Below are 14,059 nucleotides of genomic sequence, written 5' to 3' on the forward strand. Positions count from 1 at the left end.
GACGTCCACCCCATTCGGTGTGCCATCTACTGCCAGCCAAATAGGCGGCCGCACTTCACGGCCGCCTTCATCACTATGGAAACCAGACGGGGGACAACCATGCTGGATAAAGAACTGCGTTCGATGATCGGCCAGGTGAAGGACGGGCGGATGGATCGCCGCGCCTTCATCCAGCGCCTGGCTGCCGTGGGCCTGACCGCACCGCTGGCCAACCAGATCCTCGCGCTCGGCGGTGTCGCCATGGCCGAGGGCGCCTCGACCTACAAGCCGACCAAGCGCGGCGGTGGCGGCGCATTGAAGCTGTTGTGGTGGCAGGGTCCGACCTTGCTCAATCCGCATTTCGCCACCGGCACCAAGGATCAGGACGGTTCGCGCCTGTTCTACGAGCCGCTCGCCTGCTGGGATCCGGACGGCAACATGAAGCTCGTTCTGGCGTCCGAAATTCCCTCGACCCAGAACGGCCTGCTGGCCGCCGACGGCAAGTCGGTGACGTGGAAGCTGAAGCCCGGCGTGAAATGGCACGACGGCAAGCCGTTCTCGGCCGACGACGTCGTCTTCACCTGGGAATACATCATCGATCCGGCGACCGCCGCCGTCACCGTGGCGACCTACCGCGACATCACGGTCGAGAAGGTGGATGACCTCACGGTTCGCCTCACCTTCAAGAAGCCGACGCCGTTCTGGGCGGACGCCTTTGTCGGTGCAACCGGACAGATTCTGCCCAAGCACCTGTTCGCCGAGTACAAGGGCTCCAAGTCTCGCGAAGCGCCGAACAACCTCGCGCCCGTCGGTACCGGCCCCTACAAGTTCCTCGAGTTCAAGCCCGGCGACCTGATCCGCGGCGAGATCAACAAAGACTATCACATGCCGAACCGGCCCTATTTCGACACGCTCGAGATGAAGGGCGGTGGCGACGCTGTGTCGGCCGCACGCGCGGTGATCCAGACCGGCGAGTATGATTTCGGTTGGAACATCCAGGTCGAGGACGACGTCCTCCTGCGCCTGGAGAAGGGCGGCAAGGGCAAGACCATCTATGCCGTGGGTGGCGACACCGAGTTCATCGCGCTCAATTTCACCGATCCCAACACCGAGGTCGACGGCGAACGCTCCTCGATGAAGACCAAGCATCCGTTGTTCTCCGACCCCGCCGTGCGCAAGGCGCTGTCGCTGCTGGTCGATCGCGAGTCCATCAAGAAGGCCATCTATGGCCGCGCCGGCCGCACCACCGCGAACTTCCTCAATGGCCCCGAAAAGTTCGTCTCCAAGAACACCTCATGGGAGTTCAGCATCGAGAAAGCCTCGAAGATCCTGGACGATGCCGGCTGGAAGCCGGGCGCCGACGGCATCCGCGAGAAGGATGGCAAGAAGCTGAAGCTGCTCTACCAGACCTCGATCAACGGCCCGCGCCAGAAGACCCAGGCGATCGTCAAGCAGGCCTGTCAGAAGGCCGGCATCGACGTCGAGCTGAAGTCGGTCGTGGCCTCGGTGTTCTTCTCGTCGGACGTCGCCAATCCCGACACCTATGCGAAGTTCTATGCTGACATCGAGATGTTCCAGATCCCGATGAGCCAGCCGGATCCGGCCCAGCACATGCGCCGCTATCATTCGAGCAACGTGGCGACGAAGGAGAACAAGTGGCAGGGCACCAACTTCCCGCGCTATGTCAACAAGGAGTACGACACCACCATCGACGCCGCCGACGGCGAGATGGATCCGGTCAAGCGCGCGGCGCTCTACATCAAGGCCAACGACCTCCTGTTCCAGGACACCGTGTTCATTCCGGCGCAGCACCGGCTCAAAGTGGAGGCGGCCTCGAACACGCTGCGCCCGGTGATCTCCGGCTGGGCCAATGAAACCGACAATCTGTTCGACTGGTACCGCGAGGAATGATCCCCCAACTCTAGACGGGGCCTTTCCCTCATGAGCCAATACGTCCTGCGTCGCCTGCTGATCGCGATTCCGAGCCTGCTCGGAATCTCGGTCGTGCTGTTCGTCGTGCTCGCGCTCGCGCCCGGCGATCCGTTCTCCGAGCTGGCGACCAATCCGAACGTGCCGCCCGAAGTGCAGGCGGCGCTTCGGGCCAAGTTCGGCCTCGACGATCCGATTCACCTCCGCTATCTGCACTGGCTCAACGCCATGCTGCACGGCGACTGGGGCTTCTCCTTCGTCAGCCGGATGAACGTCGACACGCTGATCCTCCAGCGCCTGCCGGCCACCCTCTACGTGATCGGCTCGGCGCAGATCCTGGCGCTCCTGATCGCAATCCCCGTCGGGGTCTATGCCGCGACCAAGCCGTATTCGTTGTTCGACCAGATCGCGAATACGCTCGCCTTCGTCGGCTTCTCGCTGCCGACCTTCTTCACCGGCATCCTGTTCATCCTGATCTTCTCGGTCACGCTGGACTGGCTGCCTTTCGTCTATACGACCGACATCAAGGCGACCGGCATCCGCTGGGTGCTGGAGATGATCAGGCAGGCGATCATGCCGGTGGCGGTGCTCGGCCTGTTCCAGGCGGCGTCGATGACGCGCTTCGTGCGCTCGGCGATGCTCGACGTGATCCGGCTCGACTACGTCACCACGGCGCGTGCCAAGGGCCTTGGCCAGGCCAAGGTCATCATCAAGCACGTGATGCGCAACGCCATGATCCCGGTCGTGACGCTGATTGCATTGCAGATGCCCGCGGTGTTCGGCGGCGCCATCGTCACCGAGCAGATCTTCCGCATCCCCGGCATCGGCTCGCTGCTGATCTCCTCCATCCTTTCCAACGACACGCCGGTGGTGATGGCCGTCACCTTCGTCTTCGCGTGCCTCGTCGTGCTGTTCAATCTCATCGCGGACGTGCTTTATGGCTGGCTTGACCCTCGCATCTCCCTCCGCTGAGCGGGGCGTCTACTCGCCCTGGCGCGAGACGTGGCGGCGCTACAGCCGCCACAGACTCGCCGTGATCAGCGCCTTCCTGCTCCTGATCCTGGTGCTGGCGGTGGTGATCGGCCCGTTCATCTGGCGCATCAAGATCAACGACATCGACATCATCGCAGGCATGCAGGGCCCATCGCTCGCCCATCCCTTCGGCACCGACGATCTCGGCCAGGACATCCTGGCGCGCATGATCTATGGCGGGCGGATCTCGCTCGCGGTCGGGCTCGCCGCCATGCTGGTTTCGGTGTTTATCGGCACGCTGATCGGCGCGCTCGCTGGCATGTCGCGCGGCGCGCTCGGACACGGCCTGATGTGGCTCACCGACCTCTTCCTGTCGCTGCCGCAACTGCCGCTGCTGCTGCTGCTCATCTATCTCTTCCGCGACGGGCTGAAGCAGTTGTTCGGACCCGAGGGCGGCATCTTCATACTGATCGTGCTCGTGATCGGAGGCCTTCGCTGGATGCCGGTGGCGCGCCTGGTGCGTGCGCAGTTCCTGTCGATCCGTGAGAAGGAGTTCGTCGAAGCCGCGCGCGCGCTCGGCGCCAGCCCGGTGCGGCAGGTGGTGCGCCACATCCTGCCCAATGCGGTCGGCCCGGTGATCATCGCCGGTACCATCGACGTCGCCGCTGCCATCATCGCGGAATCGACGCTGTCCTTCCTCGGCCTCGGCTTCCCGCCGGATACCCCGACCTGGGGCCGGCTGCTGTTCGATGCCAAGGACTTTCTCGACATCGGTCCGCACTGGGCGCTGTTTCCGGGCGGCGCGATCTTCATCGCGGTGGTCGCCATCAACTTCATCGGTGACGGCCTGCGTGACGCGCTCGATGCGCGACGGGTGATCTGATGGCTCCGCTGCTCGAAATCAAGGGCCTGAAAACCCACTTCTCCACCGACGACGGCATCCTCCAGGCCGTCGACGGCGTCGACATCTCCATCAACAGGGGCGAGACGCTCTGCGTCGTCGGCGAGTCCGGCTGCGGCAAGACCGTGACGGCGATGTCGATCCTGAAGCTGATCGCGATGCCACCGGGCCGGATCGCGGCGGGCCAGATCATCTTCGAGGGCCGCGATCTCGTGCCGCTGACGAGCAATCAGCTCGACGAGATCAGGGCCAAGGAGATCGGCTTCATCTTCCAGGAGCCGATGACCTCGCTCAATCCGGTGCTGACCATCGGCGAGCAGATCGCCGAGAGCCTGCGCCGGCATGAAGCGGTGACCAAGAAGCAGGCGCTCGAGCGCACCATTGAGATGCTGAAGCTGGTGCAGATCCCCAATGCCGAAGGCCGCGTGCACAACTATCCGCACCAGTTCTCCGGCGGCATGCGCCAGCGCGTGATGATCGCGATGGCGCTCGCCTGCAAGCCGAAGCTGATCATCGCCGACGAGCCCACCACCGCGCTCGACGTCACCATCCAGGCGCAGATCCTCGACCTGCTCCAGGACATGAAGGACCGCTTCGGCATGGCGGTGATGCTGATCACCCATGCAATGGGCGTCGTCGCCGAGACCGCGCAGCGTGTTGTCGTGATGTATGCCGGCAAGGTGGTGGAGGAGGCGTTGGTCGACGACCTCTTCGGCGATCCCCGCCATCCCTATACGCAAGGGTTGATCCGCTCGATTCCCCGCATCGACCTCGACAGCGAGCACAAGACGCGGCTGGAGGCGATCGGCGGCTCGGTGCCGATCCTGATCAATCCGCCGGTCGGCTGCCGCTTTGCCCCGCGCTGCAAGTTTGCCATGAAGGTCTGCACCGAGAAGGAGCCGCTGCTGCGCGAGATCGCGCCCGGCCACCGCATGGCCTGTCATCTGGGAGATCCGAGCCTGGGAGGCGCGTCATGAGCGAACCTTTGCTGCGCGTCAGCGGCCTGAAGAAGCATTTCCCTGTGCTCGGCGGCCTGTTGTCGCGCCAGGTCGGCACCGTCTATGCGGTCGACGGCGTGTCGTTCTCGGTCAATCGCGGCGAGACGCTTGGTCTCGTCGGCGAGTCCGGCTGCGGCAAGTCGACGACGGGACGCTGCGTGCTGCGCCTGATCGAGCCGACCGACGGAGAGGTCACCTTCGACGGCCAGGATGTGCGCAAGCTCGGCGGCAACGATCTGCGCGCGATGCGACGGAACATGCAGCTGGTGTTCCAGGATCCGTTCGCCTCGCTCAATCCGCGCATGACGGTCGGCGCGATCCTCGGCGAGGCCTTCACCATCCACAATCTCGCCTCATCCGCGAAGGAGCGCGAGGAGCGCGTCGCGGCTCTCCTGGTCAAGGTCGGGCTCAAGGCCGAGCACATGCGGCGCTATCCGCATGAATTCTCCGGCGGCCAGCGCCAGCGCATCGTGATCGCGCGCGCGCTCGCTGTCGAACCGAAACTGATCGTCTGCGACGAGCCGGTCTCCGCGCTCGACGTGTCGATCCAGGCGCAGGTGATTAACCTCCTGGAAGATCTCCAGGCCGAGCTGAACCTCACCTATCTGTTCGTCGCGCACGATCTCTCTGTGGTCGAGCACATCTCCGACCGTGTCGCGGTGATGTATCTCGGCCGCATCGTCGAGCTGGCGAAGGCGAGCGACCTCTACCGCAACCCGCAGCATCCCTACACCAGGGCGCTCCTATCCGCAGTGCCGGTGCCCGATCCCAAGCTCAAGCGCGAACGCATCCGCCTCAAGGGCGACGTGCCGAGCCCGATGAAGCCGCCATCCGGCTGCCACTTCCACACCCGCTGTCCGATCGCCCAGCCGCGCTGCGCGGAAAGCGCGCCGGAGCTGAGAGAAGGGGCGGGCGGGCATTTTGTCTCGTGCCATCTGGCTTGATGCCGGCGGAAGGCGGCGCGGATCATTCGTGAAGCAGGCCGAGCTCCGAAAGGGCCTGCCTGAAGCTCTCCACTGACGTGTGGTGATGCGCGAACAGACCCGCCTCGCGTGCGCCGGCGACGTTGGCCATGAGATCGTCGACGAACAGGGCGGTCTCCGGCCTGACGTTGAGTTCCGACAGACAGAGGCGGTAGCAGCGCGGGTCCGGCTTCGCGGTCTTGAACTGGGCTGAGGTGTAGATTCGGGAGCCGAACAGCGGGCGCAAGTCCGGTAGCAGCGTGTCGATATGATCAGCGACCAGCGTGGTGTTGTTGGTCAGGACGGCAATGTCGACGGTCTTACGCAAGCTGCCGGCAATCTCCAGCATCACGCCTTTGGCCTGCATTGAACGGCGCCGCGCCTCGACCCATTCGTCGAGCGAGAGCGGATAGCCGATGCGCTCGCCGAAACCGCGCAAATAGTCGGCGGCATCGAGAGCCCCGCAATCGCCGAGCAGCTCGAATCCGCTGTCCCAGATCGCCTTGTGGATGAACTCGCTGGTCGATCCCGCAAGCTCCGCCAGACACGCGACGCGTTTTCCCCTGTCGTAGTCGCACAGGACATTGTCCATGTCGAAGAGGACGAGCTTGATCCCATTAGTCACAGCAGCACTCTCGGAGTGGCCGAACATCCGGCCGTGATCCGAGTCATATCCTGTCCGAATACGGGCGACAAACGCGGAGCAGAAACCAGCCGATGCGAGGCCCGACGTCGGCGAGTTTCGAGGGCGGAATCTCCGACGTCACGCGCTCTTCGCGGGCCAGGGGACCACCTGTCCCGACATCACCAGCCGGTCACGGCCGCTGTCCTTGGCGGCGTAGAGCGCGCGATCGGCGGCCGCGACCAGCGTGCTGCAGTCCATCGTGGTCTGGGACGGAAGAGCAGCCGCGCCGCCGACGCTTGCAGTCACCAGCCGGGAAGGCGGATTCTGCGCATGCAGCATAGCGAGATCGAGCAGCGCCTGGCGGATTCCTTCGCCGACCTCGGCGCAACCATCCGGGCCGGTGTTCGGCAACAGCACCGCGAATTCCTCGCCGCCGTAACGCGCCGCGAGGTCGGCCGGACGTCTCGCGTAGGTGGACAGGATCCGGCCGAGCGCGCGCAGGCAGGCGTCGCCCGCCAGATGTCCGTAATGGTCGTTGAACTTCTTGAAATGATCGACATCGATCAGCAGCAACGAGAGCTGCGTGCCGTCGCGCCGGGCACGCGCCCATTCGTCGGCAAGGCGTTCGTCGAATGCGCGCCGGTTGGCGAGACCGGTGAGACCGTCGGTCGTTGCCAGCGAGGCGAGCTTGTCCTGAAGGTCCTTCTGCTCGGTCATGTCGCGCACCACCGCGACGACGCCGTCGATCGCGCCGCTGTCCGACGCCAGCGTCACGTGCAGCGCCGCCTCGGCCCAGATCTCGCCCTTGTCGCGATGATGCTGGCGATAGACGAACCGCGCCTCCTCGGCCTCGCCGTTCCTCAGCGCGGTGATGGCCTGCCGGACCCGTTCCATGTCGTCCGCGTGAATGCCAGCGAGCGCCGACGTGCCCAGCAATTCCTCGGCGGACCAGCCGGTGATGCGCGCGCATGAGGGAGAGACGTAGAGCACCCGGTTGTCCAGTCCGATCCGGGTCACCATGTCGCTGGATTGCTCGGCCAGCAGGCGGAAATTTGCTTCCTTGGCGACCAAGGCCTGGGCCATGCGCTGCCGCTGCACCAGCTGACGGACCAGGTAGGAGCCGATCAATGCGATCAGCACAACGAGGCCGAGGACGAAGGTCATGCGTGTGGTCGCTGCGCGCCGCCAGGAGGCCAGCACGTCGTCTTGCGACTTGCTCGCCAGCACCATCAGGGGATAGCGGCTGCTGCGCTGATAGTAGCTCAGCCGGTCCACGCCATCGATCGGCGACCTGAAATAGTAGACCGCCCCGGGGGGGCGGCTTTTCCAACTTCTGAACAAGGGCGCATTGGACAGGTCGCGTCCGACGAAGGCGCCGCTCTCGTCGCGACTGCGCGCCAGCATGATGCCGCTATTGTTGAGCAGCGATACCGAGCCGTTCGGCCCGAAGTCGAAGCGCTCGTAGAATTTGACGAAATAGCTGACGTCGATCGTGAGCAGGACAACGCCGGCGAAGCCGCCGTCGGAATCGTTGATCCGGCGGGACACGGTGATAATCCATTGGCCGCCGGCTTTGCTCTTGACGGGGGGTCCGATCAGCGTGCCCGTCGCCGGCGAGTCGCGATGATGACGGAAATAGTCGCGGTCGCTGTTGTTGAGCTTGGAGAAGTCGAGGTGTTCAGTCGTGGCAAGCCACCCGCCGGTCGCGTCGTAGACGAAGATGCCGCGGATGCGGTCTGATGATTTGCGTGTCGGCAGATAGGCCTGGAGTTTCGCAATCGCATCCGGACCCGTCCCGTCGATTTCGAGCCGGTGAACCAGCCCGACCAGGATCGTATCGGCGAGTTCGAACGTATCGTCCGCGTGCTGGATCAGCGAATGTGCCAGATTGGTGACGTCGATCTCGGCGGTCCTGAGATCGGCATTGCGCGCCTCCCATTCGCGCCAGGCGCTCAAGCCGAGGATCTCAACGCAAATCAGCACGATGAATCCCGCGGCCCAGAGCGGAAGGCGCGTCTTGCCGAGTTCGCGGCTCGTCACCATCAGGCTTGCTCCATTTCGGAGCAAACCTCTCACTTTGGCCTTAACGGCCTATTGCAACTTCTGCGATGATTTTGTGCGTCCGTATTCAACCGGAGGGAGTTGACGATATCTTGATTGACTCTCCTCGGCGGTTGTTAACCACCTTGCCGCAGCGCGACAGCTTCATCCGCGTCCGCTGCGTCATCCCTCCAGCGTGAAGCCGACGCGCAGCGTCACCTGATAGTGACGGACAGTGCCGTTCTCGATGTGACCCCGTGTCTGCACCACCTCGAACCATTTCATCTCGCGAATGGTCTTGGCGGCGCGGCCGATCGCGTTCTTGATCGCATCGTCGATCGACGTCTCGGATGATCCGACCAGTTCCAGGATCTTGTAGACGTGATCATGTTCGGCTGTGGGCATGATGAGCCTCCCTCGGTTGCGCCGCGGCACGGCGCAGCGTGCGCTCTCATCTGAACGAGCGCCGGCCGGTCCGGTTCCGTGCTGCGCGATGGTGTCACGCTCGGGTAGGCTATTCCGCGGCCTGCGTCACGATGGGGGCAGGCTGCAGTCCACGCCACAGCAGCCGCAGCAACATGGCCAACAGCGCCATCATCGCGAAGCCTCCGAGCGAAGGCGTAAACTTGTCATCCAGATCCGCTTCATTGCCGAACTGCGCCGCGAGCCTTGCCGATTGCAGCATTCCATAGGCGCCGGCAAGCAGGATCAGCCCGTAGACGAAGCTGCGCTCGCGCACGTTTGCCACTTGTGCCAGGTCGGGGAGCATCAACGCGAGGCCAATCCCGATGATCGGCAGGTCATAGTCATAGGCGTACGGGCTGATCATCACCGAGACCATGGCGACGACACCGAGCGCAAACGAGGGCGACATTCTGCGCGCCGCTCCAAGCCAGAGGGCAAGCACGATCGCAGACAAGGCGAGGCTCGCCGCAGCTGCCTGTGCCCAGAAGGCAATGCTCGGGGGTACGCCGGCCCGACTGAGCGCAGCGTAGGTTGAGACCATTCGGAACAGCGGATAAAAGCCGCGGTCGAGGAAGATCGCAGATTCCCTGATTGCGCCTAGCCATGCGGCCCAAATCTGCCATCCGAACACTAGCGTGCAGACGAGCGAGCTTGCGAGCACGACTGCTGCGGCGGTTGCAAGCGCCGTCCAGCGGCGCGTCGCAAGCATGTAGAGGCCCGCGGCGATAGCCAGATGTGGCTTGATCACCATTGCTCCGAGCGCAAGACCAGCGATGATCTGGCGCCGCTCCACGTTGAGGCAAACGATGCCGATCAGGGCGCCGGTGAGAAAGCCATTCTGGCCGCAGCCGACCGTGATCGCCAGCGCGGGAAACAGCACGACCAAGATGTGCGCGAAATTGTTGCGGGCGATGGCCCGAATCGTCAGGAGATAGGCAGTGAGCGTCGCGGTGATAAACAGCAGATAGGCGATGCCGGCCGGCAGGAGCGCAAAGGGAGCCACCAGCAGGTCGAATTGCGGCGGATAAGTCCAGGGCATGAAGCTGGTCGAACCGTTGAACGCCTGCTGAAGCTGGACCAGCGTCTCGAACCGGTAGACGAGATCAAGCTGACCATGCCAGATCTGCCGCGCAACGAGGTAGAAGGCGTCGAAATCGGACAGTTCGCGGACTTGCCAGGCGCTCCAGCGGCCGAACCTGAACGTCTTGAACAGCACCATCACCGCGAGCGTCGCGAGCACGAAGCGGACATAAATCGTTCGCTTCGACGGTGAGGATTGAACCGCTTCCAGCGTTTCGGCAAACATTGGTGACGACCTCGAACCTGACAGATCGCGGCCTGGCACGCGGTTCCGCGGATCCCGGCCAAACTGCCACCAGAGGTTTAAGGGACGGTAACGACTGCTACAGAATTTACGTCAGCATGGCCCCGGAAGAGCAGCTGATAGCCCATGTATAGAGCAGTTGCGGGGATAGGGGATGTGCGGTGGTCATCGTCGCGGCGCGTGGACAGGAACACGCCGCGGGTAAATTAGTTCGCACTCGCACTCGATACGACAATCGCCTTCAAGCACCCGAAATGCCCTTACGGATCCAGCTCGGTATCCCAGTAAAGATAGTCCAGCCAGCTGTCGTGCAGATAGTTCGGCGGAAACAGGCGGCCGTTGCGGTGGAGCTGGTGCACGGTCGGCGCGAACGCGTTCTGGCGCGGAAACATTTTTGCTTGCGCTGGCGTGAGATTGCCTTTGCGCAGATTGCAGGGCGAGCACGCCGCGACCACGTTCTCCCAGGTGGTCTGGCCGCCTTTGCTGCGCGGGATGATGTGATCGAAGGTGAGGTCTTCGGGCGAGCCGCAATATTGGCAATTGAAGCGGTCGCGGAGGAAGACGTTGAAACGGGTGAAGGCGGGATGGGTGGTCGGCTTGACGAAGGATTTGAGCGAAACCACGCTCGGCAGTTGCATCTCTAACGTCGGACTTCGAACCGCCTGGTCGTAATGCGCGACGATGTTGACGCGGTCGAGGAACACCGCCTTGATCGCGTCCTGCCACGACCACAGAGACAGTGGGTAGTAACTCAGCGGCCGGAAGTCCGCATTCAGCACCAACACCGGCCAACTGCCTTGCGAGACATGTGCGTTCAAGTAACGCTCCCGGCCTCCAATATACGCTGCGAAGCAGCATGTAGTGACATACTACATGCAGCGTGACGGGATTGTGAAGCCCGTTGAGCGACTTATTCAGTCGCGAGCAATGCGGCGGCGGGATGGCAAAAGCGCCCAAAAGGCCGCGATTCCGGGCAGGGCCATGCAGCCGGCCCGGAACCGCCTTCCCGGTGCGTTGCGCCTGCCTTAGCTACTCGCGCACCCGCTCAAGCTTTTGCAGGCACCGAGTCGTGCGCACCGCGGCCGGCATCTCCTCGTCCGGAAAGCTCGTCCTCCAGTCGGTGACGCCGACCTCGCCGACATAGATGTCGCCCTTCGAATCCAGCGCAATGCCGTGGGGCGCCAGGAATTTGCCGCTGGCGACGCCCGGACCTTCCTCGCCGCCGAGCCGGGCAATACGCTTGCCTTTGGCGTCCACGATCGACAGTCGCGGCCCGAGATTGGGCACCTTGCGGTTGACGGCCATGCCGGGGCCGAGTTCGCCGATCACGAAGGTCGGGCTCTTAGCCCCGCCGCAGCAGCACAGCGCGCAAGGGCGGTGCAGGTTGTTCCACTGCGTCTCGTATTTGCCCTCGCCGTTGAACACCTGCACCCGGTGGTTCTCGCGGTCGGCGACGTAAACCCAGCCGTCGGCGTCGGTGGCAACATTGTGCACGATGTTGAACTGCCCGGGATCGGTGCCGGGCTCGCCCCAGCTCTTAAGCAGCTTGCCGTCAGGCGTGAACTTGTGCACCCGCGCATTGCCATAGCCGTCGGAGACGTAGATCTCGCCCTTCGGCGACAGCGCGGTGTGGGTGCAGCGATGGAAAGGATCGCCGCTCATGAACGGCGCCGGCTTTTCGGGGATACCGATCGTCAGCAGCACCTTGCCGTCAGTGGTGCATTTGCGCACCGTGTGGTCGCCGTCATCGGTGCAATAGAGATTGTCGTCGGCGTCGATGTGCAGGCCGTGCGCGCGCGAGAACAGGCCTTCGCCGAAACTGCGCAAAAAGCTGCCCTCGCGGTCCAGCACCACCATCGGATGGGCACCGCGGTTGAAGACGTAGATCTGGTCCTTGCTGTCGACCGCGACGGAGGCGACGTCGGTGAGCTGCCAGCCGTCCGGCAGTTTTGCGAAATTTTCGACGACGCGGTAGCGGTGCTCGCCGGTGCCGAGAATGGCTGGCATGTGTATCTTCCCTCAATTCCCGAGTGGGGGTGCGATGCAGTCCCCACGTTGTCATTGCGAGCGCGGCGAAGCAATCCAGAATCCCTCCGCGGAGACAGCCTGGATTGCTTCGCTGCGCGCGCAATGACGATGTTGCCCAAGCTGTGCTCAATGGCATAGTCACAGCGCTTGGCAAAATCCCTTCCTCGATCGCCTTGATCTGGAGCGCGAGATATTTCGAGGTGATCCGGCACAGATCCCGAAAGTGTGCAGCGGTTTTCCGAAGCGATCATGCTTCGAAATGAGCTGACGCTATACTGGTTCGGCTGACGTCAAAAGCGTTTTACCCGGAGTGCCGTCAACTGTGGTTTGCCCAATAAGGATCGCGCAGCTTGCGCTTGAAGATCTTTCCGGTCGCCTCACGGGGCAACGCGTCCAGGAATTGGACCTCCTTCGGCACCTTGAAGTTGGCCAATCGCTCGCGCAGAAAAGCCCGCACGCCCGCGGCCGTGAGCTGCGCACCGGACTCCGGCTCGACGCAGGCGCACAGCCGCTCGCCAAATTCGGCGTCGGGAATGCCGAACACGGCGCAGTCGCGCACCCCTCGCATTGCGATCAGCACGCTCTCGATCTCGGCGGGATAGATGTTGACGCCGCCCGAGATCACCATGTCGCGCTTGCGGTCGCACAGGAACAGATAGCCGTCTTCGTCGAGATAGCCGACGTCGCCGACGCTGACGAGGCCGTCGCGTCCGGCTTCGGCGCGGGCCTGCGCCTTGCCGTGATAGTCGAAGTCCGGCACCGCCGTTTGGCGCATGTAGATCTCGCCGACCTCATTGACGTCGCAAAGGCTGCCGTCATCGCGAAAAATCTTGACGATGCCGCCTTCAATGGCGCGGCCCACCGTGCCGGGCTTTTTCAGCGCCTCCTCGGCCGAGTGCCAGACCGGGATGCCCGTCTCGGTCGAGCCGAAATATTCGTTGATGACCGGTCCCCACCAATCGATCATGGCGCGCTTGACCTCGGGCGGGCAGGGCGCGGCGCCATGCACGACGAAGCGCAGCGACGACAGGTCGTAGTGCTGCCTGACGGCTTCGGACAGGCGCAACAGGCGGACGAACATGGTCGGCACCATGTGGATATGCGTCACACGGTGGCGCTCGATCAGCGCCAGCAACTCCTCGGCGTCGAACCGCGCCTGGAGCACGATGGTGCAGCCGTTGCGGAAGGCCATCATGCCGTAGGAATGCGGCGCCGAGTGATACATCGGGCCGTTGATCAGCACGACCTGGTCCTCGCGCGGCTTGATGCCGTAGGCGATCGCGCCGACGCGCTCGGAGGCGGCCGCCTGTTCCGGCTGCATCGGCATGCGCCGCACGCCCTTCGGCATGCCCGTGGTCCCCGACGTGTAGATCATCGCCGCGGCACGGCGCGGCGGCTCCTGCATTTCCGGATGGCTGTCCCGCCAGCCGTCCCAATCGGTCAGTCCGGCCGGGACCTCGGTCAGCTCATGGGAAATGGCGAAGGTCGTCGCCAGCTCGGGCGGTGTCGCGACGACGAGCAGGCGGACGTCCTCGGGCAAGCCGGCGCGGATCTGCGGCAGCAGGTCGGCGTGGCAGACCAGGATCTTCGCACCGCTATCCGTCAGGATATAGCGGACCTCCTCGGCTTTCAGGTGCCAGTTGATCGGTACCACGGGGCTGCCGAGCGCGGCCGAAGCCGCGACCACCTCGAACAGAGCGAAATCGTTACGCAGCATCATGGCGACCGGCGTGCCTTCGGCAAGGCCGAGGGCGCGAAGCCCGCTCGCCGCGTGTCTGATGCGCGCCTGGATCTCGTCGTTGCCGATCTGGCGCTCACCGCTGATGATCATTGTGT

At 63.8% G+C, this 14,059-nt stretch carries 12 protein-coding genes; 5 read left to right on the forward strand and 7 right to left on the reverse strand.

Annotation, left to right across the window (positions count from 1 at the left end; genetic code table 11):
* Positions 1-99 precede the first annotated feature (99 nt).
* Genes XH85_RS06250 through XH85_RS06270 form a run of 5 tightly spaced genes read left to right on the forward strand, consistent with a single transcriptional unit; the run spans position 100 to position 5,723 of the window.
* Positions 100-1,890, forward strand: a complete 1,791-nt coding sequence (locus XH85_RS06250; protein ID WP_128931187.1) for a peptide ABC transporter substrate-binding protein — start codon at positions 100-102, stop codon at positions 1,888-1,890.
* A gap of 30 nt (positions 1,891-1,920) precedes the next feature.
* Positions 1,921-2,880: an ABC transporter permease gene (locus tag XH85_RS06255; RefSeq protein WP_091891317.1), complete on the forward strand. Its 960-nt coding sequence runs from the start codon at positions 1,921-1,923 to the stop codon at positions 2,878-2,880.
* Positions 2,846-3,763, forward strand: a complete 918-nt coding sequence (locus tag XH85_RS06260; protein WP_128931188.1) for an ABC transporter permease — start codon at positions 2,846-2,848, stop codon at positions 3,761-3,763. Before XH85_RS06255 ends, XH85_RS06260 begins: the two co-directional genes overlap by 35 nt.
* A complete protein-coding gene (locus XH85_RS06265) occupies positions 3,763-4,758 on the forward strand; it encodes an ABC transporter ATP-binding protein (RefSeq protein ID WP_128931189.1) in 996 nt (331 codons plus the stop codon). The genes XH85_RS06260 and XH85_RS06265 overlap by 1 nt, the downstream gene beginning before the upstream one ends.
* A complete protein-coding gene (locus XH85_RS06270) occupies positions 4,755-5,723 on the forward strand; it encodes an ABC transporter ATP-binding protein (RefSeq protein ID WP_128931190.1) in 969 nt (322 codons plus the stop codon). The genes XH85_RS06265 and XH85_RS06270 overlap by 4 nt, the downstream gene beginning before the upstream one ends.
* Positions 5,724-5,745: 22 nt before the next feature.
* Here the strand turns inward: XH85_RS06270 and XH85_RS06275 are convergent, their stop codons facing one another.
* The 7 genes from XH85_RS06275 to XH85_RS06305 form a co-directional block, all read right to left on the reverse strand.
* Entirely contained in the window at positions 5,746-6,393 is a 648-nt protein-coding gene (locus XH85_RS06275; protein ID WP_128931191.1) for an HAD family hydrolase, read from the reverse strand.
* 111 nt (positions 6,394-6,504) lie between these two features.
* Positions 6,505-8,409, reverse strand: coding sequence for a sensor domain-containing diguanylate cyclase (locus XH85_RS06280; RefSeq protein ID WP_128931192.1), 1,905 nt, complete (start codon positions 8,407-8,409; stop codon positions 6,505-6,507).
* A gap of 180 nt (positions 8,410-8,589) precedes the next feature.
* Positions 8,590-8,811, reverse strand: a complete 222-nt coding sequence (locus XH85_RS06285; RefSeq protein ID WP_128931193.1) for a dodecin — start codon at positions 8,809-8,811, stop codon at positions 8,590-8,592.
* 109 nt (positions 8,812-8,920) lie between these two features.
* Positions 8,921-10,177 carry a glycosyltransferase family 87 protein gene (locus tag XH85_RS06290; RefSeq protein ID WP_128931194.1) on the reverse strand — a complete coding sequence of 419 codons (1,257 nt, stop codon included), beginning with the start codon at positions 10,175-10,177 and terminating at the stop codon, positions 8,921-8,923.
* 278 nt (positions 10,178-10,455) lie between these two features.
* Positions 10,456-11,013 carry an HNH endonuclease gene (locus XH85_RS06295; protein WP_128931195.1) on the reverse strand — a complete coding sequence of 186 codons (558 nt, stop codon included), beginning with the start codon at positions 11,011-11,013 and terminating at the stop codon, positions 10,456-10,458.
* A 211-nt stretch (positions 11,014-11,224) separates the two neighbouring features.
* The gene (locus XH85_RS06300) at positions 11,225-12,202 is read right to left on the reverse strand and encodes a peptidyl-alpha-hydroxyglycine alpha-amidating lyase family protein (protein WP_128931196.1); all 978 of its coding nucleotides are present in this window, start codon (positions 12,200-12,202) and stop codon (positions 11,225-11,227) included.
* Between the two features lie 337 nt (positions 12,203-12,539).
* The gene (locus tag XH85_RS06305; RefSeq protein ID WP_128931197.1) at positions 12,540-14,054 is read right to left on the reverse strand and encodes an acyl-CoA synthetase; all 1,515 of its coding nucleotides are present in this window, start codon (positions 14,052-14,054) and stop codon (positions 12,540-12,542) included.
* Between the last annotated feature and the right edge of the window lie 5 nt (positions 14,055-14,059).

The sequence above is a fragment of the Bradyrhizobium zhanjiangense genome, from assembly GCF_004114935.1.
GTDB lineage: Bacteria > Pseudomonadota > Alphaproteobacteria > Rhizobiales > Xanthobacteraceae > Bradyrhizobium > Bradyrhizobium zhanjiangense.